General features: G+C 50.1%; 28 protein-coding genes. 10 read left to right on the top strand and 18 right to left on the bottom strand.

Annotated features, from left to right (window positions below; genetic code table 11):
- Window positions 1-25: 25 nt before the first annotated feature.
- From hisB to rho, 8 genes are all read right to left on the bottom strand, one after another.
- Entirely contained in the window at window positions 26-628 is a 603-nt protein-coding gene (gene hisB, locus PJI16_09135) for an imidazoleglycerol-phosphate dehydratase HisB (GenBank protein ID MDT3777719.1), read from the bottom strand.
- The gene (gene hisD / locus PJI16_09130; protein MDT3777718.1) at window positions 625-1,908 is read right to left on the bottom strand and encodes a histidinol dehydrogenase; all 1,284 of its coding nucleotides are present in this window, start codon (window positions 1,906-1,908) and stop codon (window positions 625-627) included. Before hisD ends, hisB begins: the two co-directional genes overlap by 4 nt.
- Window positions 1,905-2,567, bottom strand: a complete 663-nt coding sequence (gene hisG / locus PJI16_09125) for an ATP phosphoribosyltransferase (protein MDT3777717.1) — start codon at window positions 2,565-2,567, stop codon at window positions 1,905-1,907. The genes hisD and hisG overlap by 4 nt, the downstream gene beginning before the upstream one ends.
- On the bottom strand, window positions 2,564-3,823 hold the full coding sequence (murA, locus tag PJI16_09120) for a UDP-N-acetylglucosamine 1-carboxyvinyltransferase (protein ID MDT3777716.1): 1,260 nt from the start codon (window positions 3,821-3,823) through the stop codon (window positions 2,564-2,566). The genes hisG and murA overlap by 4 nt, the downstream gene beginning before the upstream one ends.
- Window positions 3,824-3,839: 16 nt before the next feature.
- Window positions 3,840-4,718: a peptide chain release factor N(5)-glutamine methyltransferase gene (gene prmC / locus PJI16_09115; GenBank protein ID MDT3777715.1), complete on the bottom strand. Its 879-nt coding sequence runs from the start codon at window positions 4,716-4,718 to the stop codon at window positions 3,840-3,842.
- Window positions 4,719-4,787: 69 nt separating this feature from the next.
- On the bottom strand, window positions 4,788-5,867 hold the full coding sequence (gene prfA / locus PJI16_09110) for a peptide chain release factor 1 (protein ID MDT3777714.1): 1,080 nt from the start codon (window positions 5,865-5,867) through the stop codon (window positions 4,788-4,790).
- Window positions 5,868-6,135: 268 nt separating this feature from the next.
- Window positions 6,136-6,357 (bottom strand): 50S ribosomal protein L31, encoded by a 222-nt coding sequence (rpmE, locus tag PJI16_09105; GenBank protein ID MDT3777713.1) that lies wholly within the window; start codon window positions 6,355-6,357, stop codon window positions 6,136-6,138.
- A gap of 76 nt (window positions 6,358-6,433) precedes the next feature.
- Entirely contained in the window at window positions 6,434-7,684 is a 1,251-nt protein-coding gene (gene rho / locus PJI16_09100; protein MDT3777712.1) for a transcription termination factor Rho, read from the bottom strand.
- A gap of 507 nt (window positions 7,685-8,191) precedes the next feature.
- Between rho and PJI16_09095 the strand changes: the two genes are divergently transcribed.
- Window positions 8,192-8,608, top strand: coding sequence for a DUF2203 domain-containing protein (locus tag PJI16_09095; GenBank protein ID MDT3777711.1), 417 nt, complete (start codon window positions 8,192-8,194; stop codon window positions 8,606-8,608).
- A 172-nt stretch (window positions 8,609-8,780) separates the two neighbouring features.
- Window positions 8,781-9,080 carry a YciI family protein gene (locus PJI16_09090; protein ID MDT3777710.1) on the top strand — a complete coding sequence of 100 codons (300 nt, stop codon included), beginning with the start codon at window positions 8,781-8,783 and terminating at the stop codon, window positions 9,078-9,080.
- A gap of 40 nt (window positions 9,081-9,120) precedes the next feature.
- Here the strand turns inward: PJI16_09090 and PJI16_09085 are convergent, their stop codons facing one another.
- Window positions 9,121-9,606 (bottom strand): EVE domain-containing protein, encoded by a 486-nt coding sequence (locus tag PJI16_09085; GenBank protein ID MDT3777709.1) that lies wholly within the window; start codon window positions 9,604-9,606, stop codon window positions 9,121-9,123.
- Between the two features lie 159 nt (window positions 9,607-9,765).
- Here PJI16_09085 and PJI16_09080 point away from each other — a divergent pair, with 159 nt between their 5' ends.
- From PJI16_09080 to PJI16_09070, 3 genes are all read left to right on the top strand, one after another.
- On the top strand, window positions 9,766-10,206 hold the full coding sequence (locus tag PJI16_09080; GenBank protein MDT3777708.1) for a PGPGW domain-containing protein: 441 nt from the start codon (window positions 9,766-9,768) through the stop codon (window positions 10,204-10,206).
- 73 nt (window positions 10,207-10,279) lie between these two features.
- Window positions 10,280-12,229, top strand: a complete 1,950-nt coding sequence (locus PJI16_09075) for a carbon starvation CstA family protein (protein ID MDT3777707.1) — start codon at window positions 10,280-10,282, stop codon at window positions 12,227-12,229.
- Window positions 12,230-12,265: 36 nt separating this feature from the next.
- A complete protein-coding gene (locus PJI16_09070; GenBank protein ID MDT3777706.1) occupies window positions 12,266-12,763 on the top strand; it encodes a YajQ family cyclic di-GMP-binding protein in 498 nt (165 codons plus the stop codon).
- Here PJI16_09070 and PJI16_09065 read toward each other — a convergent pair.
- Both PJI16_09065 and PJI16_09060 read right to left on the bottom strand, forming a co-directional pair.
- Window positions 12,702-13,499 (bottom strand): hypothetical protein, encoded by a 798-nt coding sequence (locus PJI16_09065; protein MDT3777705.1) that lies wholly within the window; start codon window positions 13,497-13,499, stop codon window positions 12,702-12,704. The two genes, PJI16_09070 and PJI16_09065, sit on opposite strands and share 62 nt — an antisense overlap.
- The gene (locus tag PJI16_09060) at window positions 13,472-14,239 is read right to left on the bottom strand and encodes a hypothetical protein (protein MDT3777704.1); all 768 of its coding nucleotides are present in this window, start codon (window positions 14,237-14,239) and stop codon (window positions 13,472-13,474) included. Before PJI16_09060 ends, PJI16_09065 begins: the two co-directional genes overlap by 28 nt.
- A 376-nt stretch (window positions 14,240-14,615) precedes the next feature.
- Here PJI16_09060 and PJI16_09055 point away from each other — a divergent pair, with 376 nt between their 5' ends.
- Window positions 14,616-15,731 (top strand): hypothetical protein, encoded by a 1,116-nt coding sequence (locus PJI16_09055; GenBank protein ID MDT3777703.1) that lies wholly within the window; start codon window positions 14,616-14,618, stop codon window positions 15,729-15,731.
- Window positions 15,732-15,835: 104 nt separating this feature from the next.
- Complete coding sequence (locus tag PJI16_09050) at window positions 15,836-16,057, top strand: hypothetical protein (GenBank protein ID MDT3777702.1); 222 nt, start codon at window positions 15,836-15,838, stop codon at window positions 16,055-16,057.
- A gap of 582 nt (window positions 16,058-16,639) precedes the next feature.
- Here the strand turns inward: PJI16_09050 and PJI16_09045 are convergent.
- From PJI16_09045 to PJI16_09030, 4 genes are all read right to left on the bottom strand, one after another.
- Window positions 16,640-18,142 carry an alginate export family protein gene (locus PJI16_09045; protein ID MDT3777701.1) on the bottom strand — a complete coding sequence of 501 codons (1,503 nt, stop codon included), beginning with the start codon at window positions 18,140-18,142 and terminating at the stop codon, window positions 16,640-16,642.
- Window positions 18,143-18,634: 492 nt separating this feature from the next.
- Entirely contained in the window at window positions 18,635-18,922 is a 288-nt protein-coding gene (locus PJI16_09040) for a twin-arginine translocase TatA/TatE family subunit (GenBank protein MDT3777700.1), read from the bottom strand.
- Between the two features lie 118 nt (window positions 18,923-19,040).
- The gene (gene tatA / locus PJI16_09035; protein MDT3777699.1) at window positions 19,041-19,325 is read right to left on the bottom strand and encodes a twin-arginine translocase TatA/TatE family subunit; all 285 of its coding nucleotides are present in this window, start codon (window positions 19,323-19,325) and stop codon (window positions 19,041-19,043) included.
- Window positions 19,326-19,596: 271 nt separating this feature from the next.
- Complete coding sequence (locus tag PJI16_09030; GenBank protein ID MDT3777698.1) at window positions 19,597-21,033, bottom strand: SAM-dependent methyltransferase; 1,437 nt, start codon at window positions 21,031-21,033, stop codon at window positions 19,597-19,599.
- 191 nt (window positions 21,034-21,224) lie between these two features.
- Between PJI16_09030 and PJI16_09025 the strand changes: the two genes are divergently transcribed.
- Window positions 21,225-21,947, top strand: coding sequence for a hypothetical protein (locus PJI16_09025; GenBank protein ID MDT3777697.1), 723 nt, complete (start codon window positions 21,225-21,227; stop codon window positions 21,945-21,947).
- A 209-nt stretch (window positions 21,948-22,156) separates the two neighbouring features.
- Window positions 22,157-22,420 (top strand): DUF4321 domain-containing protein, encoded by a 264-nt coding sequence (locus PJI16_09020; GenBank protein ID MDT3777696.1) that lies wholly within the window; start codon window positions 22,157-22,159, stop codon window positions 22,418-22,420.
- Window positions 22,421-22,643: 223 nt separating this feature from the next.
- On the opposite strand, the gene uvrB is transcribed toward PJI16_09020, so the two are convergent.
- The 3 genes from uvrB to PJI16_09005 form a co-directional block, all read right to left on the bottom strand.
- Window positions 22,644-24,650, bottom strand: coding sequence for an excinuclease ABC subunit UvrB (gene uvrB, locus PJI16_09015; GenBank protein ID MDT3777695.1), 2,007 nt, complete (start codon window positions 24,648-24,650; stop codon window positions 22,644-22,646).
- A gap of 111 nt (window positions 24,651-24,761) precedes the next feature.
- Window positions 24,762-25,058: a type II toxin-antitoxin system RelE/ParE family toxin gene (locus PJI16_09010; protein MDT3777694.1), complete on the bottom strand. Its 297-nt coding sequence runs from the start codon at window positions 25,056-25,058 to the stop codon at window positions 24,762-24,764.
- Window positions 25,055-25,333, bottom strand: a complete 279-nt coding sequence (locus PJI16_09005) for a type II toxin-antitoxin system Phd/YefM family antitoxin (protein MDT3777693.1) — start codon at window positions 25,331-25,333, stop codon at window positions 25,055-25,057. The genes PJI16_09010 and PJI16_09005 overlap by 4 nt, the downstream gene beginning before the upstream one ends.
- A gap of 376 nt (window positions 25,334-25,709) precedes the next feature.
- On the opposite strand from PJI16_09005, the gene PJI16_09000 reads away from it, so the two are divergent.
- Window positions 25,710-26,150, top strand: coding sequence for a hemerythrin domain-containing protein (locus PJI16_09000; GenBank protein MDT3777692.1), 441 nt, complete (start codon window positions 25,710-25,712; stop codon window positions 26,148-26,150).
- Window positions 26,151-26,152 lie beyond the last annotated feature (2 nt).

The raw sequence follows: 26,152 nt of genomic DNA, 5'->3' as shown, positions 1-26,152 counted from the left end.
CTGCCGATCCACTCATTGTCGCCATTTATAACGATCCTTTAGTGGAGAGGACTCCCTGGAGCCTTTCTTCTCGTTTTACGGCCTGGTCCAAGGCTTTGGCAAAGGCTTTAAAAATTGCCTCCATTATGTGATGAGGATTTCTTCCGTAAGGGACATTCACATGAAGATTTAACCCTCCCTGACTCACAAAAGCCTGAAAAAAATCTTCAAACAGCCCCAAATCAAACGTCTTAATATACCTCGCAGGAAGCGCCACATTGTACACAAGGTACGGCCGGCCACTCAGATCGACCGTCACCTGAGCCAACGTTTCATCCAACGGCACCGCTGCCCACCCGAACCTTGCAATACTCTCTTTCGTGCCAAGAGCCTTGGTGAGGACTTGCCCCATGACAATGCCCACATCTTCAATCGTGTGATGGTCATCAATCTCGATATCCCCTTTCGCTTCCACCATCAGATCAAAAAATCCATGTTTACCGAATAAATTCAACATGTGATCTAAAAAGGGAATTGAGGTCTTAATCTGATTATTGCCACTCCCGTCGAGGCCCCATTGGACTCGAATAGCCGTTTCTGCGGTTTTTCGTTCCTGAGAAGCCGTTCTGGGAACAAGATGTTGGTTCATGTCCATCGACTCTCCATTGATCGCCCATGTGCATCCAGGCCTTCCAGCTTAGACAGCCGCATCACTGAAGCATTGGCTTTGCGCAACGCGGCTTGCGAATAGGTCACCACGTTACTGGTTTTCATGTACTCATCCACACCCAAACACGAAAAAAATCTGGCACTGCCCCCGGTTGGAAGGACATGATTTGGCCCTGCCACATAATCCGCCACTGCAGGAGGGGTATAGCGCCCAACAAAAATGGCACCCGCATGACGAATACGGGACACATAGTCTCCCGCCCGATCCACATTTAATGATAAATGCTCAGGCGCAATCCGGTTAGCTAATTCAAAGGCATCATCAAATGTTCGCACAACAAAAGCCAGGGCATGGTTTTGAATTGATCGGGTCGCAATCGCCTGGCGTCCCAACTGTGCGAGTTGGCTGGTCACTTCCGTCACAACCCGTCTGGCCAGAGTCAGAGAAGTCGTCACCAGATAGACACAGGCTTCCTCATCATGCTCAGCCTCACAAAGAAGATCGGCCGCAACATGAAGCGGATTACTGGCGGAATCGGCAATGACCAGCAACTCACTCGGCCCCGCAATCATATCAATGTCGACTTGGCCATAGACTAGACGTTTTGCCGTGGCCACATACAAATTCCCTGGACCCACAATTTTATCCACGGGCCGGATTGTCGAGGTACCAAAGGCCAAGGCCCCAATGGCTTGGGCTCCACCGACCCGATAGATTTCATCCACTCCTGCCACATCCGCCGCCACCAATAAGGCGGGATGGATAATGCCGGTCGGGGTCGGCGTACACATGACGACTCGCTTCACACCAGCCACCTTCGCGGGAATGGCATTCATCAGCACCGATGATGGATACAGTGCTTTTCCGCCTGGAACATACACACCGACGGCATCTAACGACGTGATCCGTTGCCCTAGTTGAATTCCCTCTTTACGATAGACCCAGGATGCCCTTCGTTGTCGACGATGAAAGGTCCGAATACGATTCGCAGCATATTTCAAGGCTTTAGTATCTGAAGACGGAAGTTCGGCATACGCACGTTCGACGTCTTTCGGCGTCACACGAAGACCGTCAGGACTAATTCGGACGTGATCGAATTTGTAGGTCAATCGCTGGAGGGCCTGGTCGCCCTCTTGCCGAACAGCCTCCAAAATTGTCCTGACGACTTTTTCAACTTTGGTATTTTGTTGAGCTCCCCGCTGACATACGCGATCCACCGCCTGCGAAAACCCTTGGTCCTTGTGGGAAACAATTTTCATACGTGGACCTTTTTGGAGCGAGAACGGGAAAGAATTTTCTTCACCCGAGCAATCAGTTCTGTAATCACGGCATGTTTCATTTTCAAGCTCGCCCGGTTCACAATCAATCGGGCGGATGACCAGGCGATGACCTCTTCCTCTACCAGATTATTGGCTTTCAAGGTGCTTCCGGTCTCCACAAGGTCCACAATCCGATCAGCCAACCCGACCAATGGGGCCAACTCGATCGACCCATAGAGCTTAATCAATTCCACAGGCAACCCTTGTTGGTTAAAATAACGTTCGGTGATCGTGGGATATTTTGTGGCTACCCGAAGCTTGGAAGACATCCGTTGTCCAAGCTGTGGCCCGTTCGGCCTGGCGACCACCAGCCGACAGACACCCAAGTTCAAGTCAACCGGTTCATAGACATCCGGGCTCTGCTCCAACAAGACATCTTTTCCAACCACTCCTAAATCGGCGGCGCCATATTCAACATAAGTCGGCACATCGCTGGGGCGAACAATTAAGACCCGGTGCCCGTGCTCAGAGAATTCCAAAATTAATCGACGGTCATCCGCTCGCACATGATATCCCGTATAGCCTGCCTGCCGGAACAATTCAAGAGTCGGATCAAGAAGTTTACCCTTGGAAAGGGCAATGGTAATCACGTCACTCATGCCACCTCGCGAACCCGCTCAATCTTCGCACCCAGGGCCTGAAATTTTTCTTCCAGCCGCTCATAGCCACGGTCTAAATGATAGACTCGAGACACAGTCGTTTCGCCATCAGCGGCCAATCCAGCCAATACCAATCCTGCGCTGGCGCGCAAATCCGAGGCCATGACGGGTGCACCGGTGAGCAACGGCACACCTTTAACCACGGCATGTGGCCCATCAATCTCAATCGACGCGCCCATCCGGTGAAGTTCCGGGACATGCAGAAATCGCCCTTCAAAAATGGTTTCAGAAATCACGCTCACTCCCTCTGCCACCGACATCAACGCCATCATTTGGGCCTGGAGATCGGTCGGGAAGCCGGGATAGGGGAGAGTTTTCATCTCCACCGCTTTGAGCGGACCGGAACGGCAGATTCGTACGCCGTCATGGCATTCGGTTAATTCAGCACCCATTTCCTGTATTTTTTTCAGGACGCTGCCTAAGTGATCCGTCATACACCCCTTCACCATGACATCACCTCCGGTAATGGCTCCGGCCATCAAATAGGTGCCGGCTTCAACTCGATCGGGGATCACCCAATGCCCTGCCCCATGAAGTTCTTTTACCCCTTCAATCGTAATGGTGTCCGTGCCCATCCCATGAATTTTGGCGCCCCGCTTGGTAAGGAATGCGCAGAGATCCGTGATTTCCGGTTCCCGCGCAACATTATGCAAACTCGTGGTCCCTTCCGCCAGACAAGCCGCCATGATCAGGTTTTCCGTTCCCGTGACAGTCGGGAAATCCAGGTCAATTCTTGCCCCTTTGAGACGACAGGCTTTCGCATGGATATATCCATGCTCCACCTGAATTTCAGCCCCCATCATCTCTAATCCTTTAAGGTGAAGATTGACCGGTCTGGTGCCGATCGCACATCCGCCAGGCAGAGAAACCTTGGCTTCTCCCAGCCGCGCGAGTAAAGGGCCTAGGGCTAAAATCGAGGCTCGCATCGTTTTGACCAAATCATACGGCGCTTCAATCGATTGCACCTGAGCCGCATCCAGTCTGATTCTGTCGCCTTCCTCTTGAACCCTCACTCCCAACAAGGCCAGTAATTTCCCCATCGTCATCACATCACGAACGCGTGGAACATGGTCGATCACGCATTCCCCACCCCCTAACAACGTCGCTGCTAAAATGGGCAAGGCGGCATTCTTGGCTCCGCCGATTTCGACGGCCCCCTTTAATGGCAATCCTCCCGTGATTCGAATTTGATCCATTTACAATATTCCGTGTCTACACAAGACGCTGTTGCACGCACACCACTCGTGGAATGCCTTGGGAATCCGGCCGGACCTTTACCGTCTTAAACGCATTCGTGAGTGAAGGATCCCGGCACAGAAGGTCAGCCTGGCCGACTCCCACTTCCATGAGGATAAACCCCTTTGAGGAGACAAGTCCCGGCGATTCATCCAATAACCGCCGGTACACATCGAGCCCATCCGGCCCTCCATCCAACGCCAGCCGTGGTTCAAAATCTTTGACATCCGGAGAAAGGTGTTCCCATTCCGCATGGGAGATATACGGCAGGTTAGCAATAATGGCGGTCACTTTACCTGCTAAATTTCTGGATAACAAGTGGGAAAGGAGGTCACCGGCCACCCACAGGATTCGTTGCGAAACCCCATGGCGAGCGGCATTTATCTGCGCAAGATGCAGCGCCGTGACTGACCTGTCTGATGCAATAATCATTGCGCCAGGAAGGTGGATCGCCAGACTGATCGCCAAACATCCGGAACCCGTCCCGACATCAAGAATCACCGGCCGCGCGTCACCACCCAGAAGCCCAAGAGCCTCCTCCACCAGCAATTCTGTCTCCGGTCTTGGAATGAGCACCCCTGGTTGTACGAGAAAATCCAACCCACAAAAATCTTGGGTTCCCAATACATATTGAAGTGGCTCATGTAACGCACGGCGCTGAAATAAGGCCACAGCCCGCTGACAAACATCCGCCTCTACGGGAGTATCTGGATTCGCATGCAGTTGCAGTCGCGTAATGCCAAGGGCATCCTCAAGAATCCACAGGGCTTCATGGCGGGCATTGGCAATCCCCGCTTGAGTCAGCGTCTCAACCGCACCACGATATAACTGGGAGTAGGAAGTGAAGGTGGGCATCTGAGCCTCAAAAAGCGCACATGCGTTGAACAGGTGAAGGAGAGGGATCGGGTGGTTACACGAAAGGCATCATTGGGCTTTGAGGCCCGCGATTAACCCATCAAGATCGCCTTCCATTACCCGATCCAATTTGTGCAACGTCAGCCCAATTCGATGGTCGGTCACGCGATTTTGTGGAAAATTATACGTGCGGATTTTCTCACTCCGCTCCCCTGTCCCGACTTGGGAACGGCGTTGTTCCGCAATGGAGGCTTCTTGTTTTTCTCGCTCGGCATCGCCAATTCGCGTCCGAAGGGTTCTCATGGCCTTTGTACGATTTTTTAGCTGTGATCGCTCGTCCTGACAAGTTACCACGACCCCCGTCGGGATATGAGTGATCCGGATCGCGGAATAGGTCGTATTGACACTCTGTCCACCAGCCCCTGATGAACAGTAGGTGTCAATCCGTAAATCCTTCGGATCAATGTGCACTTCCACTTCTTCAACCTCTGGCATCACCGCTACCGTGGCCGTGGACGTATGAATTCGTCCATTCGCCTCTGTCGTGGGAACCCGCTGCACTCGATGCACCCCACTTTCATACTTGAAATTCCCAAAGGCTCCCTTGCCTTCAACCAGCAATACCGCCTCTTTGACCCCTCCAAGACCCGTTTCCTGAAATTCCATCAATTCAACTCGTAACCCCTTTGCTTCGGCAAACTTCGTGTACATACGAAGAAGATCGCCAGCAAAAAGTGCCGCCTCACTCCCCCCAGTTCCAGCGCGAATTTCAATGAACGAATTTTTATTATCCCCTTCATCCGCCGGGCAAAGTAACTCAATGACCTGAGCCTCCATGGCTTCGCGTTGACTTTCCAGACTCTGCAATTCTTCGCCCGCCAAGCGACGCATGTCGGGATCCAATTGCAGATCTTCCGTCATCAGCCGAGCCTGAGCAATCTCCTCGACAACCCGTCTGTATCCACCGAATAACTGCGCAATGGGCTCAAGCTCCGCCCGCTCTTTATTGAGCGCAACCAGAAGGGTCGATTGAGACAGGATAGCCGGATCCGATAACTGATCGTTGAGGGTGTCATACTTATTCGCAATGGCCTCCCATTTGCTAAATAATCCGCCCTCTTTCAGCTCTGCTTTAGTAACTGCTGACATATACGTAGCTTAACAGGAAATCAGATTACCCAACAGGTCTCTTTCCTGAACAACCGTGACCGCCATCCTCATGCGAACATTTTCCTGTCAATGGTGGGATTATATCGAGGAACCCTTGTCAGCATTTTGGTGCACCCATGCTGAAAAACCCCGTCTTGTCGACCGCAGATGGAGAAATAAGGGCAGACAGGGCTCCTTCAATACCCTGCACGGACGTTATCCCCTCCAGGATTGTAAAGGCAGGACAATGGAGAAGAGGAAAAAGGCTTTATGCTTTGGCTTTGGGCTTCGTCAATTTGGCGTATTTTTTATTGAAACGTTCTACCCGTCCTTCAGCATCCACAATTTTTTGGGTGCCCGTGAAAAACGGATGACAACTGGAACAGATATCGACCTTCAAGTCTCCCACGGTCGTCCGAGTTTGATAGGTCATACCACATGCACAACTCACATTTGCAAATTCATAAGCCGGATGAATGCCCTTTTTCATACTACCTCCTTCAACGCCATCCCTCGATTCAAAATCTCAATCTTCAAAAGCCTCAACACGAGGCCCCTATTGTGAATTATCGATTCATAGATTGCAAGAACTCATTATTGCTCTTGGTTCCCCCGATTTTGTCCATGAGAAACTCCATCGCCTCCATGGTCCCGAGAGGACTTAATACCTTTCTAAGAATCCACATTTTGTTCAGGCGGTCGCGATCAACCAGTAACTCTTCTTTCCTCGTGCCGGATTGACTGATATCGATGGCAGGGAAGAGCCGTTTATCCGCCAAACGACGATCCAAATGCACTTCCATATTGCCCGTGCCCTTAAACTCTTCAAAAATGACATCGTCCATTCGACTTCCGGTATCAACCAATGCTGTGGCCAGAATCGTCAAACTTCCACCAAATTCGATATTTCTGGCGGCACCAAAAAACCGTTTAGGCCGTTGAAGGGCATTGGAATCCAAACCACCTGATAACACCTTTCCACTGGGAGGAGAAATCGTATTGTAAGCACGTGCCAATCGAGTCACACTATCTAATAGAATGACCACATCCCGTTTATGTTCAACCAACCTCTTGGCTTTTTCCATGACAATTTCTGCCACTTGGGCATGGCGCTGGGGCGGCTCATCAAACGTGGAGCTAATCACTTCGGCGGCCTTGACCTGGCGCTGCCAGTCAGTGACTTCTTCAGGTCGTTCATCGATCAGGAGAACAATTAAAACAATTTCCGGATGATTCGCAATAATGGAACGCGCCACAGCCTGTAAGAGCATGGTCTTTCCCGTCCGAGGAGCCGCCACGATTAATCCTCGTTGTCCTTTGCCAATTGGCGTCGTGAGCTCCATCACTCTGGTGCAATATTCTTCAGGATCAAATTCCAGGTTAATCCGTTCTTCAGGATAGAGCGGCGTGAGATTATCAAACAAAATTTTATCCCGCTGCACCTCAGGCTCGTCATAATTAATTTTTTCGACTTTCAAGAGCGCAAAATACCGTTCTCCGTCCTTCGGCGGACGAATCTGGCCTGAGACAATATCACCCGTTCGCAAATTAAATCGTCGAATTTGAGAAGGGGAAATATAAATATCATCGGGTCCTGGCAGGTAGTTGGAATCCGGTGCTCTGAGAAATCCAAATCCATCGGATAGAGTCTCTAGGACTCCCTCCCCGAATATGACTCCGTTCTTGTCGCTTTGCCCCTGAAGAATAGAGAAAATCAGCTCTTGCTTACGCAAATTTGGCGCACCATCTATTTTTAAGTCGCGCGCGATTTCATTTAATTCTCCAATGGACTTTTGCTTCAATTCGGCAAGATACATTAGGTTACTCCATTCATTGGCCGGAAGGGTTTTCTCGTGGGCTTAGCCTGTTACGAGGGGTGGAAAGAATACGAACATTCTCATAATGGTTGTGCGCTGCAAATTTTGGCGATCCCCGAAAAGGGAACCACTCCTGACTTAATTAAAATAAAAGATTTAGACCGCTGTTGTGTGTTTAGGAAGAATGTTTAGAGAAACTGAAGAACCACACTTGTCAAAACCACCCGTGTTGTCCTATCTACGATTTGAAATATTACGTGAAGTCCGAGAAGTTAATTGGCGGAAATGGATGTTGCTATCAATTGGGCAGGTCTTAAGTAATTATTTATCTCACTCTTGAATGTCTTGTCAATAGGTTCCTTTCGGAAGTTACGACAAGAAACTCAAATTTTTACCCGGACCACTTATGGAAAATTCACCATCTTCTCTCATGGTTGGCACCCTTCTTCTTATTATGGTAAACCATCATGATGGTAATTGAAAGTCAACAAGGAAGGGTCCTCTCCCATGTCTGATTCAGGTTTTCCCTTTTCCAGTGAACGGATTTTCACCCTCTCTGAAGCCAATGGATTGATCCCCGAGCTGGAACAATTTTGGGGCAACATTAAAGCGGGGCGACAAATACTTGTGGACACGAGGGAAGAAGTCAAAAAAGCAAGCGCAAAAGCGTCATTGGGCGGAGGAACCGTCGTGGGTGTCCAATATATCAAAGGGTTACAAGACATCAATGGCAGCCTGCATGCCATTCAAGAACTCGGGGTAGTGATCAAAGACGTCGAAATTGGATTATGTGATTTCCCGTTTCTCCTTAATGACCGCCTGGTATTTTTATGTTGGAAATCCGGAGAAGAACAGGTTCGCTGGTGGCACGACATCGACAGCGGATATGGAAACAGACAACCCATTGAAGACCAGAATCCATAGACCTGCCCCGCATTCGCCTATTCGTTTCAAGTCCATTATCCAGACCACCAGATCTTCTTCCGACGAAAAATAACCATACGATTGCCTTCTGAAAATGATGAAACCCTCATGGCCCTTGCCTTGTAAAGGGGAGGCAATTCATGCGGCTTCGGTAAAGAAACGAGGAAAAAGAATGAAATTCGTGATTCTAGGAAAAGATGGTCCCGAGGGGTCCCAAAAACGCCCACTTTATCGAGACGCCCACCTCAAACGGCTTGAAGCATGGGCACAACAAGGCAAAATTATTTTGGCTGGTCCTCTGACCGATAAAATGGGAAGCCTAATCGTCGTTGAGTCAGAATCACTCGAAGAAGTCCAAGAGTTTGCTAAGAATGACCCCTATACCCTTTTTGGTGTTTTTCAGGAAGTCACCGTTCACCCTTTTTTACAGGTATTTCCCACAGCGAATCATTCACCAAAACCAGGAAAATAGAGGAAGAATTCAGAAAAAACCTTGTAAAAACCCTGAGTAGCTACCTTTTGGCAGGCTCGGTCTTTTTCGAAACAAAATCCAATACTCGTTGCCATTCATCCGGACGCACTGGTTGAACCGAGAGCCTGGAACCTTTACGAAGAAGTTCCATGTTCCCTAGTCCTTTAATGGCTCGCAACTGATCCAAAGGCAAGGCCTGAGGAAACTTTTTCACGAACCGCACATCCACAAGAAACCAACGGGGTGATTCCAGGGTACTGCGCGGATCGAAATATCGGCTCCTTGAATCGAATGCAAATGAATCTGGATAAGCGGCCTTAACCACTTCAATGATTCCGACTATGGCTGGTGGGTCCGTATTGCTATGGTAAAAAAATCCTAAATCTCCAACATTCATGGATTTCAGGAAATTTCTAGCCTGGTAATTACGTACGCCTTCCCAACATGTGGTCTGCCGTGGAGATTTAACAAGATCATCAATGGAAAATGTTGTCGGCTCTGATTTGAACAACCAATACTGTGACATCATGTCTCACTCATGGTTTTGAAAACCACAAACACCCAATTGAATTAATACAAATACCATTGAGCAATTATAAAGTGTATATTTTTCCGAGTACAACCGACTCTTATCTGATGCATCTACCGTAGGATTGCTTAATATGTATGAAAAATGGTTCCAACAATGATTGATCAAATAATTCAGTATGCCGAAACTTGGGTTCCCCGTGAAATCTGGATCGGCATGATCACCTTTTCTTTCATTGCCTTTGTAGGAACCCTCATTGCAATCCCTGCCATATTAATTCGCCTTCCACCGGATTACTTCGATAATCATGGCCATCGCAAGTGGTTTGCCAATCATCATCCCATAATTCGCACCCTTGGGTTGATGGTGAAAAACGGCCTGGGACTCATTTTTCTGGTAGCTGGAATCGCCATGCTGGTTTTACCAGGACAAGGAATCCTCACAATGGTCCTGGGAATCTTGTTTCTGGATTTTCCAGGAAAACACCGGGTCGAACAAAAACTCATTCGGCAACCACAGATTCTCAACGCCATCAACTCCCTGCGAAAAAAAGCAGGCAAACTCCCGTTTGTGTTTCATGAAAAATCACCGACCTAATCACATGTCGACCTGAACACCTCTCCGTCGCCACCCGTTTACACCCTTTTCTCCCATTGCTAGGATGCCCCGCATGTCATTGTGGAATAAGATCGGATGGCTAGGAATCGCCGGACTTTGTGCCGTGGGATTCGGCCATGTGGTGGGCATTATCAATCCTCACGAAAAAGTTAACGGGTTGTGGCTCGTGGTCGCTGCCTCATGTTTTTATGTGTTGGCCTATCGGTTCTATGGCCGGTTTTTAGCGCAGCGAGTCATGAACCTGGATGACCGTCGCCGGACACCTGCGCACAGACTGGAAGACGGCACCAACTTTTATCCTGCCAACAAATACATTCTCTTCGGCCATCATTTTGCGGCCATCGCCGGAGCGGGCCCGTTACTCGGTCCGGTCTTGGCAGCACAATTTGGCTTTCTCCCGGGGTTTTTATGGATTGTCATCGGTGCGGTTCTGGCAGGCGCGGTCCAGGATTTTATTATTCTCGTGGCCTCCATGCGGCGAAATGGTCGTTCACTTCCGGAAATCGCCCATGCTGAATTGGGTCCCATTACCGGCCTGGCCACAGCCATTGCCGTGCTTTTCATCGTGGTCGTCGCCCTGGCCGGGTTAGGACTGGCTGTGGTGAACGCGCTTTACCACAATGCCTGGGGCACCTTTACCATCATCATGACCATTCCCATTGCCGTGTTCATGGGACTGTACCTTCAAAAGTTTCGCCAGGGGCAGGTGGGGGAAATGACCCTCATCGGATTAGGGCTGTTAGTGCTGGCCATTATCGTCGGCCGAACCGTGGCCCAATCAGATTGGGCAGAATGGTTCCTCTGGGATCGCACGACGCTCACCTGGAGTCTCGCGGCTTATGGGTTTCTTGCATCAGTCCTCCCCGTCTGGATTTTATTAGTCCCGCGAGATTATCTCTCAACATTTATGAAATTAGGTGTGATCGCCCTTTTGGCCGTCGGCGTCATTGTGCTCGCCCCCACCATTGAGATGCCTCGCACCACCATTTTTGTGGCCGGCAATGGACCAATCATTCCTGGAACCTTATTTCCTTTTCTCTTTATCACCATTGCCTGTGGGGCTATTTCAGGATTTCATTCCCTGGTCTCTTCAGGGACCACGCCCAAGCTGATTAGTCTGGAATCTCAGGCAATTGTCGGGTATGGCGCCATGCTCCTGGAAAGCTTTGTCGGCGTGATTGCACTCATTGCCGCCTGTCTCCTCATTCCCGGCGACTATCTCGCCATCAACACCAACCTGTCCGCTGAAACCCTGGAAACCATGGGATTTCCGACCGCCCACATTAAGGAACTCTCCGCGCTTGTTGAAGTCGATGTGTCTGGCCGTCCCGGAGGTGCCGTGTCCTTAGCTGTTGGCATGGCCTCGATTTTTTCCAGCTTGCCGGGAATGTCCGGGCTCATGGCTTACTGGTATCAATTCGCCCTCTTATTCGAAGCTCTGTTCATTTTGACCACGATTGATGCTGGCACCCGAGTCGCCCGATACCTGGTACAGGAATTAGGGGGACGGGTCTATGCTCCCCTCAAACAGATCAATTGGTGGCCCGGGGTATTGGGCGCCAGTCTGTTCGTCGTTGGAGCGTGGGGATATCTCATCGGCACCGGATCCATTGCGACCATCTGGCCCATGTTCGGGGCGGCCAATCAATTACTCGGCATGCTTGCGCTTTGTATTGCCACAACCGTCCTCATCAAGATGAACAAAACATCCTATCTGTGGGTGACGGTGATCCCGATGGTGTTTGTTGGGGTTATCACGCTGGCCGGATGCTATGAACTCCTGGTGATCTTTATCGGTCGGGCACTCTCAGCCGATGGGTCGCAAAGCCTGACCATGGCCATCAATGCCTCACTCGTGGGCCTGGTGGCCATACTCGCACTCATTGTCCTCACGGACAGCGCCAGAAAATGGTATGGCTATCTTGTGCACAAACAGCCATTGAACAGCACTGAAGTCATTGAAGGCGAAGGCATTCAACTTCCCGCAGGACGGTGCTGCTGAACCAGGGACCTGCAACAACAACGTGTAAGGAGGCTTATGGCAGACAACTATTCCTTCGACGTCATTTCCCGAATCGACATGCAGGAAATGAAAAATGTGGTAGATCAAACCGAAAAAGAAGTCGGGCAACGCTTTGATTTCAAAGGATCAAAAACCGAGCTCACGTTAAAAGAGAAAGATAAACAATTGGTAGTGATCTCCGATGATGACTACAAACTCAACGCGGTCTTGGATATCCTCAAAGGCAAATGCGTCAAACGCAATGTCTCGTTGAAAGGCCTGACGTATGGGAAAGTGGAAGAAGCGCTAGGGGGAACCGTCCGCCAAACCATTACCATTCAAAGCGGGCTTCCCGAAGAAAAAGCCAAAGCCATCACCAAATCGATCAAAGAAGCCAAATTCAAGGCTCAGGGACAAATTCAAGGGGAACAAGTCAGGGTGCAAAGCAAAAGCAAAGACGAACTGCAAGCGGTTATGAAGCATCTGAAAGAGCAGGACTTCGGACTCGATTTGGAATTCGAAAACTATCGGTAAAACCTGTCCGCGCTTTCTTCTCGATCTGACAAGCCGACCCCAAGAGATCAAGTGCCCGGTCCAGAGCATGTTGACCCGCTTGTGCCCTCAAAATGTCACGGGCGTCTATTGGGGAAGGACGATTTGACCCAATTGGCACATCCAATTGTTCCAAGCTGTCGGTTCCCCGCCCGACTGTCCAGAAGACCATGTGGAAATCCGATACCTGAAGAACTCCTACCTCAGCCAGCGATAAATTTTCTAAGACAGTTCCGCTCATTAGTGTCATCATCGTGGCTTGCCCAATTTTTTCAGGGCCGGCCTGCTCCCGACTTGAAAACACGACCACGATTTCATAGGGAACGTGTAAGCGTTGTCCTTGGACTTTCAGTTCTTCAGCAAGGTTAACCGGATTGGATAACGGTGGAACGACCACGATCTCATGAAAAGCACAATGCTGCTTGAGAAATTTTTCCGTGCGTCTGGTGAGAATTTCAAGATACTCAGAAATGATCGCCGGAGCGGCATTCTGTCCCGTGGCATCGGAAGACACCACCAACCCGATTCTTGACTGCTGTCTCCACTCATTATTCTGAAATGGATGCCCCCCGTCCGCAAAGGCATCTTCTCCGACAAGGTCAATCATCCGGGGTGTGGGACCTGCCCCACATCCCACCAGAATAGAAGTCACCAGACAAATGAACCCTATTCTGAGAAGGATCATCGTGATCAGGAATTCGCCTGGTTCTTTTTCCATAAGATTTCTAAGTGCATCACGGCCTGGGCAATGGCATCCTGCCCGGAAACCCAGCGAAGAGTCTCATACTCCTCACTCTCTGAATTGGGGTAAATAGGTGGTTGATTCTGATACCTACGGACAACGGGATAGACATTAGATTCAAGCGGAACATTTAATCGTTCAAGGGAGGCCCAAGCTTGACCGTCCGTAGAGACCAACGATCGGCCGGTTTGGCCATCAAGCAAGGCTAATTCCACCCGGGCGTAATTTTCGGCACGATAGCCTGGGAGCCCCATACTTCGCAGCCCCCCACCTTGGTTGCCCTGCAACGGAAGATGGGCAAATACTTCCCACTCTGAACTGGACAACACCGCCAAGAGAAGGTAAGGAGCGTTCTGCTCCTTTGCCAATTGAATGAATTGGTCAACAGAGCCATTGGGCTTTGAATCCTCAGGATATACGACGGAAGTGATTTGAATCGGCACTTGTTTCTGAATTTCCGTTTTCAGATGTTCCCCGAGATTTTCCAGCGTCCCACGGCGAAGCACGGGAGCCGATTTTTCAAATCCCGAATCGTTCAGAACCACCAAGATACTAGTCACGCCTTCGGCTGGAATCGCCGTTTTTGTCACGACTCCTTCCTGAGCGGAGGATTGAGGGAGATAAGCCCCCAGACGCTTTGGTGTATTGTCTAACGAACAGCCAAAAGAAGAAACCGAACACAGCAACCCGACAATCAACCAGATGTGACGCCACATGGTGAAGCCTCCAACGGTTAAGGTAACATTTGTAATAACGATTAATTGTCTTCTCCCGGATCAGGAATCGTCAAGAACAAGAAAGTGAGAAACCCAATAGGTGTTGTTTCGAAGAACAACAAAGAGAGCGAGACGCAAGGCGGATTCCAGAATTCATCGTTCCCTCTCTGGATCATTTCTGTTATGCGGAGAGAAGTCCCTTGCCCACTGTCTCATTATCTCTCCGTCTTTCCCAAAGCCTGTTATCCGGAAATTATGTTCGGTGTTTCTTTTCAATTAAAACCCGTCTCGGATTTCAATCAACGGGAAAGACCGCCTACGAGCAAAATGCAGGATCTTGTTGCCATCTTTCAAGATCTTGGGGTAGGGTAGATCTGTGTGCCCAATCATAAATAAAATCTTTCATTACAGCCTATTAGCTGTTTTATTGTCCCTCCTTTTCGCCTGCGACAAAGTTTCCATTCCCCGTTTGACTTTCGACGATCATTCAGAACCAAGAATTCCTTTCCCGATTACCTATGCGTTTTCGCCCAACCTCGTGAACCATACTCAGACGGTGGATGCGTGCGGGTTGCCCTATACGATTCCGGTAGGTGAGATCATCACCAAAACCTTTCTCAAAGTCGGCCAAGATCGCTTCAATGGAGTCAGGGCGGAACCTCCGGTTGGTGATGCCCAAGGCGCTCCTCCCGATGGCTATCGCGTAATCGTAGATCTCAATCAATTTCTTTTTGATCCAGTAACCTTAATGGCGACAGAACCCCGGTACGAAGCCGATGTGGATCTGAAACTTCTTGTTGTCTATGAAGATCCGAAAGGCACCGCCCTGGCTCAAACTCCCTTGTCCTACCACGAGAAGGTCAGCATGTGGGTTCCCGCCCTCTCCAGCTCAGCCAGCTCATGCGCCACACAGCAAATTGATGGAACAGTGGAAGATGCCACCGAAGCCCTAGCCAAGGAAATGGTAAGCGTGATGCCTCGCTTGGGGCAGGTATTGTCCCCGGTTTCCACCAATCCATTCCCCAATGCCGGACCGTCAGGTACCACACCATCTTCTCCCCTTCCTATGCAGAATCCTGCCCAAACAGCCACGCCTCCCAAACCTGCCATAAGCCCTTCCGTCCAATTCCGAACCAAACTGGTCGATGCCAACCGAAATCTCATTTTGGAAGGAGGCGAGGCGGTGATCCTGTTAATCGAAACCACTAATGTCAGCGGATCAACGATTCCTTCTGCCTACGTGGAGCTGCGCGGCACACCCATACTAGTCGAAGCCTTCAAACGTGTGGCTCCTATTCCTATGCCGATCGGGGAATTGAAAGCCGGCGAGAAACGAACGGCTGAAATTCGAGGGCGCATCGGGGAAGTCAAGGAATCCCTAAAAGGAGAGCTGATCATCGGGATTATCCTATCCGAAGGCCTGCCACCCGGAACCCATACCATTCTGACTGAGATTCAACCAAGGTCTTCATTAAAAAGGCCTACCCGGTAAGATCCCTCCCGCCTATAAATAGAATTCCACTATAACGCAGAAGCTTATTGGGAAAGGTGGTGCAGAGATGAGGGAATTCTTTTGCATAAAAATCCTACACACACATGAGTATCGAAAAACCAGAGACTTCACCCCAGGGTCTGGATCAACGGCATTCGTCCCTAAAGATAGCCAGGGAGATGGCTGAATCCCAGCAACTGGCGAGACAACTGGCAACCCAAATGTTGTTCGCCGCCCGGCATACCATTTGGCAACTCAGCCGGAACGAAAATATCCCTGGCTTACGCTGGCGGGATCTGTCGAAGGGGATGAATTGGTCTGGCTAATACCCGGCCTAAGCTCAATGCTATTGCGCATCGCTTGAACACTCGAGGAGAACATGTCTGGACTGGGGGAGGCCCTTGGAGGTGTTTATACAACTGCGCCACCAAACAGTCGCTGCACTTGGAACTTGAATCCGCCGATTTAACTCCGAAATGAACGGAGGGATCATTGAAGAAAATCGAATTATTGTTAGCATAGGTGTATCGATTGAAGTCCTGGTGGTTGCCTGGATTTGGTATGAACACATCCGCTGAGAAAAACCGACCGAGGGTGCGTCGTAGTTGCGAGCTTCATAAAAGTAGAGTCTCATGCTTTCATCCAATTCCTTGCCCGTATTGGCGAATCTATTCCCGTAGAAAATGCAACCAAGTTTTTTCCTACTCCCCCCAGACATATATTTAAGAAAGATTAACCCAAGTATAAACCGAATCAGGGATGATGAATTCAGGCCTGAGATTCATGGGAAAAGCAGAAAAAAGGCCATCCGAAGCAAATAACCCCGCCAGAAAAAAGCCCGGCTGGATTAATCCAGCCGGGCTTTTCAGGATAACGGGGAGGGTTAAGTCCCCCTAAGATATGGATGATTAGAAGTTGATCCAGAGCTGGGTGTAGCCCCAGTTCTGATCGGCGGTGCCAAATCCATTCTTCTTCAAGTAATCGCCAGTAAAGAAGTGGCCGTAGCCCACTTGCCATCCCACTTTATTGTTTTGGAAGAACAAGGTGTACACCACGTCAATTTCACCACCGAGAGACTTCTCTTTATTGTTGGCAGGAGTGTTAAAGAAGGTGGCCTGAGAAGCCGTGTACCAGTTGTCCTTCTCGTTCGCCAATCGCATGATATGCCCGGCAATTTCGAAATGGCTTTCTGCAGTCGGACGCAATTGCAAATTTCCGCCATAGGTCAACATATTCTGCCAGGACATCAAGTCCATGTACCCGAAGTGAATGTGGTTCGTCGGGAACAATTGGCTGAACGTATGTCCACCATTCTTAGGATCGCTACCGGTCGCATAGTTGATTTCCGCTCCGATACGGGGTTGCATGGGAACCGGTAAGGTGATACCACCATCCAAATGCCCCGCCAACGCATTAATTCGCGTGTTACTGGGCTGTCCCGGGACTCCTAACTCTCCGAACTGCCAATACCCTTCACCGGTGGCATCAAACATTCCCTGCTTGAACGCGACACGACCACCGACCGTGCTTCGTTGTTGATTGGATTGCTGACCACCCACTGGGCCCGTGGCCGTTCCTCCAACAGATGTCCCCGGCCCACCAGTGGTCGAACCACCATCTTCATAAATATAGGCAGGCTCTATGGCTACCGAACCAAATTTCATCGGCATTCTCACAAATAAGATATCCCCATCACCCTTCGAGGCCTTGCCATTCGTGCATCCACCGGCATTCGGAACGCAGTTGCCTTCCGCCACGCGCAACCAACCCAATTCCACAGGGAATTGCGCATGGTTATACCGCATGGTCACCCCGTCAAATGCAAACCCGACGTTGTTCCAATCGAATGTACCGAAGATCCGATGATCGCCCCAGGCCAGTAACTGTCGACCGGCCTTCAATGTTAAATTCGGAAGCACGAAGTTTCTGACCATCATATATCCTTGACGGAGAAACAGATCGGTTGCGGTACTACCTGGATTACCTGCACCGGTTATATTTCCGGCGGGATTGTTGCCAGATGGGCTATCACTCCCCCAATTATTTGAAACCTGGGGCTGCAGGAAGAATACGACATCGGGAGAGACATCATAGTTGAATCCTAAGCGGATTAATTGACTGGAGAAAAATGCGTTGCTATCCCCATTGTTACTAAAATTTCCGTTTGTTCTGAACTCTGGTCTCACACGCATGTCACCGGAAAGTGTTAACTTGCTGGCATCGAATACGCCCTTAGGTGGATCAAATGCGGTGTAGGGCACTAAATCGGGAATGGCCCGCGGGATGGCCGCGACATCGGTGCTTTTGTCGGTCGCCGGAGTCGTCTTGGCGGCCAACCCTGGCGCTGCAGACATTGCCACAATCAACGCCGCTGCTGTCAACCTGGTAAAGGTTTGGTAAAAAGTCCTCATTGCACTCCTCCTGTTGGTGAAAAACCCCTGGACTCAAGCGCCAACATTCTGTACCCCAGATTTTTTTCAGAACTGTTGGACTCTCTCATCCGCTTCCTTCTTGACTGCGTAATATTTGCCGTCTCAAGCACTAGGATGCCTTCTGCAATCAAACAGTTCCCTATTCTAGGACTCCTCGATTTTGTTCCTGTTTGCCATTTAGATGCCAAGTCTCCTTATTTGTTGTAAATCATTAAAAAGCAATGTCTTTTACATAACTTTCTTCATGATTTTATTTCTTTGCCCTATCGCTTGAATGCTACGATAGTTGCAAAAGCACAACACGACAGAAGATAGCTGTAGACCCGCCCGCAGTACGTACGATGAACAGTCTGATGACCGTCCGGAAGGAATTCGTGATGACACGAGAGAAATTCTAATAGCTGCAATAATGCCTGAGTACCAACCAACGACTTAGCAATCAACTCCTTCATGGAGCCGCACCTAACCGGGCTATCCCATTTTAGACCCACCGGGCTCTGTGGCTTGTTCTGTCGCCCCTTTGATCTCTTCTTCGGCTTCTTTGATTGACGATTCTAAATCTTGTTCGACCGATTTGAATTCCTGCGTAATCATATTGATCTCCGGCTCAACAGATTGCCGAAGATCTTCAGTGGTTTCTTTAAACCCTTTGACCGCTTTCCCGATCTGCTTGCCAATTTCGGGTAATTCCTTGGGACCAAATAGCATGAACGCGATGACCAGGATGATCAAAACCTCCATCGCTCCTAAGCCAAACATCTTCCCACTCCTCTATGGTCTGCCCGCTAAATGTATACCTTGAGCGTTGATCAGGATTTGGTTCCTGTTGTCTGTCCCGTCGGTGGGCGGTCTTCACCGTATCAGTCTCACCCGAGAATTAACTCTGTTTGGATTGCGTAGATTCCGTTGGCTGCGGCACCCCTTGCGCCTGTGGCGGAGGGGGAACCTCTGCTGTCTGGTGTTGGCTCGGCAGTTGTTCAGGTTGGGGTGGTGGGACCTGTCCACCTTCGCCTTGCTCATTAGGCGTCACGTCCATGGCATCCGCTTCGGCCACAGACTTTTTAAAGCCCTTGATCGCTTTGCCCAAGCCCTCACCAAGCTGCGGTATTTTTCCTGCACCGAAAATAATGAGCACAATGATGAGGATGAGCATAAGCTCCATCCATCCAAACGATCCAAACACAGCAACCTCGTCTTATGGTAAATGAGTGTCTACGTTATTAGAAAAATCCGCCGCAGTATACACAACACATTTAAAAAAATCTACCTGATTGCAAATTTCCTGCATCCGCCATTATTTTTTTCCGATTGGGGATATGCCTTCACAGTATCCACTCCCGCGCGGACAGTCTTTTCAACCCCACCATCATTAACCGCGTTCTGCCTTCATCATTCCAACTCGACAAGAAGTTTCTGGCGGCAGTGAAAAATGATTAGGAACCGTTAGAGGAGAAAAACATGTGGGTGTAATCCACCGGTTGTGGTGGAAGTTGCAACATGTCTTTGATCCCTTCTGAATCGTATCCTAATTTTTGCAAATCGGGCATGGCCTTCCAAATTTCTGATTCCGTGAGATACGCGATGGTATCCGGCACACCATGTGGCGGTAATGAGCGCACCAGATTCTCTAATGCCGCGCGTTCCTGGGCCGGGGTACTTTCAGAAAGAGGAAAATCGATATGGCGTTGGTATGGGCTCACGTAGGTGCGGTTCAGTGCCTCCAGGGTACGAAGAATTAACGCCTCCACTTTCCAGTCCTGGCCTTCCGGCGGCGAAGGATGTGAGGCCAGCAGATCCATGACCGTGAGCACATTGGTCGACAAGCTCCGTCCCATAAAGTCGCGTTGCGATTCGATCATGCCGGTGCGAATATCCACATGTCTGGCCACGTCTAGCAGCAACTGAAAGTTCACCATAAAGCTGAATTGGCCACCCTGTACCGTATAACAGGGCTTTTCCGGGTCATTCAGCACACGAGGATCGACCGTCCCTGCATCAAAACTGCTAAATCCGATTGCATTCGGGGCCAACAATCGCTTGGCTTCCTTGATACTCTGACATGCCCCCACGTTGTAAGGCACGAGGACTTCTTCATCGATGTGCTTGAGAAAATCCGCGACCGTTCGGCGAAACGGAAAGGCTTTGGTCTCAATGGGGCGATATTCCCGCTCCCAGACAAGATCTTCGAGAAACGAGGGTAAGGCGTGAAGCGATTCGATGTCCTGCTGATCAAATGCCTCAACAAACTGCGTCCAATCAGGGAAATCCGCTAACCGCTTTTCGTTCAGATTGGGGCGAAGCTGCTCTTCATGAATTTCACCACCTTTTCGCAAAATGAGCTTCGTTGGCAACTCGCTCCACAATTCATTGCAAATGATCCGATCAATACTTCCATCCGGATAGGCAGACAGGTCCTCAATAGAAACAGGTTCAAACGTGACCCGGTCACGATGCTTGGCCAAATCCGGATTGGCTTTGGCCTGTTCCAACAAGACCGGCTCGCGCTCAATGCATCGATAGCTGATTCTTGGAAATATCCGTTGTTCTTGATCGAGTTCCTGAAGACGATCCAGGAAACAGGCTGCCAGATTTCCATTTCCGGCGCCCCATTCCATCACGATCAATGGTGCGGACGCTTGATCGGCTACTTGCGTCTTCGCTCGTTGTCCACACCGACGCCAATAGTCTTCGGCCAAGGCAAACCCCAACCGGAAATCTGCCGAGGCCACCGTTTGGTAATACTCTCGAACACGACTTCCCCTCAACCCGTAAAATATTCGATTAATGTGGGCTTGCCACATATCTACTGGTTGAAAATCTCCTACGAGTTGCGGCAATGCATCGGGATCAATACTTGATGAAGCACCCATAGTTCTAACCTATTATTCCTTAGACAGAATGAATGATAATGCCTGTGGCAACGAAGTAGATGAAAATGCGTAGAATCGCTCGGAATCTTAGCAAACACCTCCTGGTGCCGCAAGGCAAGAACGAAAGTCCTTGACTCGATGTCGCCATCAAAGGTAGAGAACGTGGACTCATCAGGGACAGCATAAAAAGAATGTTGGAAATTACGAATGTGGAGTCAGACAACCTCTACACCAGGACCAACATGATCCATCCTTTGCCCCTCATGCGGTGGACCTTCCTCTTGGGCACCGTGATCGCGATCGTTCACGTTTCAATGCCCGGCACCGCTTTTTGCGATGATCCTCCCCTCCCGGCCAACTCCCCATCCATGTTGCAGCCAAAAAACACACAACACGGGTTTTTCCAATACGATACTCCTCCCGATCATTTCTCAGATGGTCCGGCCCCTTATGATAGTTACTCGCAATCGCCGCTCCTTCCTTCATTGGATCAAAAACCCGCCGGCGTGTTTCTCAGTTTAGATTTCGCAGAAAGCTTCGAGGTCAAACCCACCACGCGTGGCGGCTATACACACATCCCCGTCAACCCTACCGAGAGGTTCTTGCCACACGTTCCCTCCGTGTACCTGGTGTTTTCTGTCCATGAACATTTGTCGTCCTATCAAATCATTGGCCGCCTGTTCTCTGAATCGGAAACCGTGATGGACTCTCCTCAATGGCTCGACGAAGACATCGTCGATCTTGCCACGGAAGACGAGAGCGGATTTTTAAAGTTTTTTCCACCAGACGGAATCTGGCAACCAGGCCGGTATCGCGTCGAAATCTTCGTGGGGTTCATTGCCAATGACGTCAGCAAAATGGGCACCATGCGATTTACAATTACTCCTCCCCCTTTGGCACCCCCCTCACCCTAAACGCACCCGTGTAGCCACAGGCCTTTCGCATCAGGCTATTTCTTGACTCAACTTCAGCCTTCTTGTAATGTATTCAGGAGTTTACCCTAAGCATATTTTTGGTCAATTCCAACCATCGCGTTGTCCGACCATACCTTGAACAATGAACATTCCAAGCGTTCATGCACAGGCAATTCCCTGATCTCTAACAATCCGCCAGGAGGCAATGGGTGTTAAAAAAGAGTGGGAGCTATTTACTCTTATTTATTTTTATTGGCGGACTGTTAGGCAGTATTTTAGGGGAAATTCTTCAGGTCGTGGCTCCTCAGGGAACCGTACAAAATGTTTTTGTTCAGGCGTTGAACTTGGGGTTAGATCCACCGGTAACCGTCAATTTGGTCTTGATAAAATTCACCCTCGGGTTCCTCCTGAAAATGAACCTCCTCACCGTCCTGGGTATGTTCCTCGGCGCCTACGTGTATAAACACATCTAGCAGGGAGTTAAGAAAGTCCGCCAGCAGCGTTCCCGGCCTTCGTTGGTCCTCCTTCGCCGAAGTAGCTACGCAGGCTGAAAGCGGCTTCATGTCTAGCGCTTCGCCGCGCAAGGGTCCAGGCAGGCTCTTTGTGGGACTCACGTACTCATTTCCACGCTCCACCCACCAAAGTGCCTGCGGCCTTCCCGTCGAAAGACCCAAGGGCAGGTGTAGAATTTTCGAATTAGATACCGACCTGGATCTGCTTTTGTCGGAGAACCCGAATGGTATCCCGTAACTGAGCGGCTCGTTCAAATTCCAAGGCCTTGGCTGCCGCCTTCATATCTTTCTCCAATGCCGTGATGCTCTGTTCCAAATCTTTCTCCCCTCCATAAGCCGCGATAGCTTCTGCCGCCACAGACACATCCACATAATCCGCCTCTGCCAATTGGTACTCCAAATCATGGATACGTTTAATGATCGTCTCAGGGGTAATTCCATGCTCAGCATTGTATGCCAATTGAATCGTTCGTCTACGTCCGGTTTCGTCTAACGTTCTACGCATCGAATCGGTGATCACATCTCCATAGAGAATCACGGTGCCATCGCGATGACGGGCAGCGCGGCCGGCCGTCTGCACCAGGGCACGATACCCCCGCAGGAACCCTTCCTTATCCGCATCCAACACCGCCACTAAACTGACCTCGGGCAAATCCAACCCTTCCCGCAAGAGATTAATACCGACCAGGACATCAAAGACACCACGGCGCAGATCCCGGATGATGTCCGCCCGCTCAAGCGTTTTGATATCCGAATGCAGATAGCGCACCTTTAATCCCTGATCGTGATAATACTCGGTAAGATCCTCCGCCATGCGCTTGGTCAGAGTCGTCACCAGGACCCGATGTCCCTTGGCCACTCGCAGCCGGATTTCCCCGAGCAACTGTTCGACCTGGCCCTTTGCAGGCTTTACCTCCATCACCGGATCAATCAGACCGGTGGGTCGAATGATTTGCTCAACCAGCGCCTTTCCTGCGTGCTTCAGTTCATACGGTCCCGGAGTCGCGGAGACATACACTACCTGATTCATGCATCCCTCAAACTCCGGAAATTTCAAGGGCCGGTTATCCATCGCCGAGGGCAAGCGAAACCCGTATTCGACCAAGGTGTTTTTGCGTGAACGGTCTCCTTCGTACATGCCCCCGAACTGTGGAATGGTGGCATGCGATTCATCCGCTATCAGCAAAAAGTCTTTGGGGAAATAATCCAACAGTGTCGGTGGCGGCTCACCCGGCGCCCGTCCGCTCAGGTGACGGGAATAGTTCTCAATCCCGTGGCAATACCCCATGGTTCTAATCATTTCCAGGTCAAATCTTGTCCGTTGTTCAATCCGTTGGGCTTCAAGCAATTGATTCGTCCGGCGAAAATAAGCAAGACGTTCCTCCAGCTCTGATTCAATGCCGGCAATGGCCTGTTCGTAGCGATCGGGCGCAATCACATAGTGGCTCTTGGGATAGATCGCGATTTTCGGAAGCTTCCGCAAGGCGTTGCCGGTCAACGGATCGATTTCATACAGGGCTTCCACTTCGTCGCCGAACAACTCCACCCGGACCGTATTCGAATCGGACGAAGCCGGATAAATCTCAATGACATCCCCCCGCGCCCGAAACATTCCACGCTGCAACTCCAGGTCATTCCGGGAATATTGAATGTCCACCAGCTTGGCCAGAATGCGCTCACGGCGAATCTCCATGCCGGGTTCCAGATACAACAACATATCGTGATAGACCTCAGGCGATCCGAGGCCATAAATACACGATACGGACGCCACAATAATAATGTCATTGCGTTGCAGGAGCGCCGTCGTGGCCGAATGGCGCATCTGGTCGATAGTGTCGTTAATAGCGGAATCTTTGGCGATATAGGTATCCGTGGTCGGAATATAGGCTTCCGGCTGATAATAGTCGTAATAGCTCACAAAATATTCGACCGCATTGTCGGGGAAATAGGATTTAAACTCTTGATAGAGCTGGGCAGCCAACGTCTTATTGTGGACAACGACCAATGTGGGTTTTTGCACGTTGACGATCACATTGGCCATGGTGAAGGTCTTCCCCGAACCCGTGACCCCCAACAACACTTGATGCTTAAGCCCTTGCTCTAACCCAGCAGTCAACGCGGCAATCGCATTCCCTTGATCACCTTTGGGTGTGTAGTCGGACTTGAGAGAAAAGGTATTGATTGCTTGCATCGTGGCAATGTATCACAAGGCAAACAGGAGGGGCAGGGAGGGATTCACACGAGGTGATTCACCAATCTCTCGACTCCCGCAGTTTTACGGGGCAAGTAAATTTAAATGAACTCAATTCCCAAAGGAAGGACTGCGAACCAGCGAGAGAAGTTCTTCATAGACATTCCGACGCTGCCCTATAAAGATCACGTCAATAGTCCGTTCGTCGTCATTGAGTCGATAAATTATTCGGTAGGACCGCATACGGTAGGACCGATAGCCAAAGAGTTCTTGCTGAAGAGAATGTCCTGTTAATGGTGCATCCTGAAGTGTTCGAATGGCACCCCGGATTTCTTGTTTCACATCAGGATGCAGTTTGCGAATGCGACCGGCAGCCTCTGGGGTATACCGAACACGATAGGGCGTCATTCACTCTCGCCGGCAAAGACGGATTCATGTGTCTCCCAACGACCGGATTGGGCTTGCTTAAGTGACTTCCGTAGGGGACGCATGGTCTTCTGATCACTTAAAATATCAAGGGTTTCCATCAATCCTTCGAAATGCTCCATGCTGAGAAGCACGGCCGTGGGCACCCCATCCCGCGTAATGCCCACCGTATCCTGGCGCTTCTGAAGTTGACGGATGAGATCAAGGAGCTGGGCCTTGGCTTGCGTCACTGACACATATTGATCCACATGCGGCATGAGAAATCCTCCCCTTCAAATGGTTCGATATCTAACCATTATACTGGTCATCCTAAAACCAGACAAGACAATCCGAAGACAATCGAACAATGGGGACAGCTCTTCGGAAGGTTGAATCCTTCCCTTTTTCGAATACTCCCCTCTGTTCACTTCGCTGAAACTTCAAAATTTCCCGGTCGATCATTCATCAACCGTCCATTCCGCCTGATCGGGAAGCACCGCTCTCTTCAAATGGAAAGCGAACAGGGTAGAAGTAAAGAAGGTTTGCGCGGCGACCGAGGAGTAATGCCGTGGATTCTCTTGACGCTTTTATGCTGATCAGTCCAGGATAATTCGAGACCACCGGGTGCCCCCAGCTTATATGAGAGGAGAACCTATGGCCACAACCACTATCGCGAAGTTTATGGGACATGACCATGACCGTCTGGATGAGATATTTAACGAGTTTCACAGAATCAAAAAGCAGGATGCTCAAAAAGCCCTGGCACTGTTTCAAGAATTGTTCAACGGACTGCACCGCCATATCACGTGGGAGGAGGAGATTCTTTTTCCGGTCTTTGAGGCTCAAGCGGACATGGTCAGAGAACATGGGCCGACGGAAGTCATGCGAAATGAACATCGGCAGATCAAGTACTTTCTGGAACAGATTCAGACAAAAGTCGCAGAAGGAGATCTTCGCACCGAGGAGGGGGAAGAAGGCTTGCTCCAGGTTCTCACCGCCCACAATGTGAAAGAGGAAAAAATCCTTTATCCCTGGATTGACAATTGTGTCAGCGACGAAGAGCGGGCTTCCCTGCTCGCCCGGATGGGAAATTGATT

The sequence above is a fragment of the Nitrospira sp. MA-1 genome, from assembly GCA_032139905.1.
Lineage (GTDB): Bacteria > Nitrospirota > Nitrospiria > Nitrospirales > UBA8639 > Nitrospira_E.
This window is presented reverse-complemented; position numbering and strand designations above follow the sequence as displayed.

Coding starts and splice junctions, on each gene's coding strand:
- hisB (MDT3777719.1), bottom strand. CDS start 628: ATGAACCAACATCTTGTTCCCAGAACGGCTTCTCAGGAACGAAAAACC.
- hisD (MDT3777718.1), bottom strand. CDS start 1,908: ATGAAAATTGTTTCCCACAAGGACCAAGGGTTTTCGCAGGCGGTGGAT.
- hisG (MDT3777717.1), bottom strand. CDS start 2,567: ATGAGTGACGTGATTACCATTGCCCTTTCCAAGGGTAAACTTCTTGAT.
- murA (MDT3777716.1), bottom strand. CDS start 3,823: ATGGATCAAATTCGAATCACGGGAGGATTGCCATTAAAGGGGGCCGTC.
- prmC (MDT3777715.1), bottom strand. CDS start 4,718: ATGCCCACCTTCACTTCCTACTCCCAGTTATATCGTGGTGCGGTTGAG.
- prfA (MDT3777714.1), bottom strand. CDS start 5,867: ATGTCAGCAGTTACTAAAGCAGAGCTGAAAGAGGGCGGATTATTTAGC.
- rpmE (MDT3777713.1), bottom strand. CDS start 6,357: ATGAAAAAGGGCATTCATCCGGCTTATGAATTTGCAAATGTGAGTTGT.
- rho (MDT3777712.1), bottom strand. CDS start 7,684: ATGTATCTTGCCGAATTGAAGCAAAAGTCCATTGGAGAATTAAATGAA.
- PJI16_09095 (MDT3777711.1), top strand. CDS start 8,192: ATGTCTGATTCAGGTTTTCCCTTTTCCAGTGAACGGATTTTCACCCTC.
- PJI16_09090 (MDT3777710.1), top strand. CDS start 8,781: ATGAAATTCGTGATTCTAGGAAAAGATGGTCCCGAGGGGTCCCAAAAA.
- PJI16_09085 (MDT3777709.1), bottom strand. CDS start 9,606: ATGTCACAGTATTGGTTGTTCAAATCAGAGCCGACAACATTTTCCATT.
- PJI16_09080 (MDT3777708.1), top strand. CDS start 9,766: ATGATTGATCAAATAATTCAGTATGCCGAAACTTGGGTTCCCCGTGAA.
- PJI16_09075 (MDT3777707.1), top strand. CDS start 10,280: ATGTCATTGTGGAATAAGATCGGATGGCTAGGAATCGCCGGACTTTGT.
- PJI16_09070 (MDT3777706.1), top strand. CDS start 12,266: ATGGCAGACAACTATTCCTTCGACGTCATTTCCCGAATCGACATGCAG.
- PJI16_09065 (MDT3777705.1), bottom strand. CDS start 13,499: ATGGAAAAAGAACCAGGCGAATTCCTGATCACGATGATCCTTCTCAGA.
- PJI16_09060 (MDT3777704.1), bottom strand. CDS start 14,239: ATGTGGCGTCACATCTGGTTGATTGTCGGGTTGCTGTGTTCGGTTTCT.
- PJI16_09050 (MDT3777702.1), top strand. CDS start 15,836: ATGAGTATCGAAAAACCAGAGACTTCACCCCAGGGTCTGGATCAACGG.
- PJI16_09045 (MDT3777701.1), bottom strand. CDS start 18,142: ATGAGGACTTTTTACCAAACCTTTACCAGGTTGACAGCAGCGGCGTTG.
- PJI16_09040 (MDT3777700.1), bottom strand. CDS start 18,922: ATGTTTGGCTTAGGAGCGATGGAGGTTTTGATCATCCTGGTCATCGCG.
- tatA (MDT3777699.1), bottom strand. CDS start 19,325: ATGGAGCTTATGCTCATCCTCATCATTGTGCTCATTATTTTCGGTGCA.
- PJI16_09030 (MDT3777698.1), bottom strand. CDS start 21,033: ATGGGTGCTTCATCAAGTATTGATCCCGATGCATTGCCGCAACTCGTA.
- PJI16_09025 (MDT3777697.1), top strand. CDS start 21,225: ATGTTGGAAATTACGAATGTGGAGTCAGACAACCTCTACACCAGGACC.
- uvrB (MDT3777695.1), bottom strand. CDS start 24,650: ATGCAAGCAATCAATACCTTTTCTCTCAAGTCCGACTACACACCCAAA.
- PJI16_09010 (MDT3777694.1), bottom strand. CDS start 25,058: ATGACGCCCTATCGTGTTCGGTATACCCCAGAGGCTGCCGGTCGCATT.
- PJI16_09005 (MDT3777693.1), bottom strand. CDS start 25,333: ATGCCGCATGTGGATCAATATGTGTCAGTGACGCAAGCCAAGGCCCAG.
- PJI16_09000 (MDT3777692.1), top strand. CDS start 25,710: ATGGCCACAACCACTATCGCGAAGTTTATGGGACATGACCATGACCGT.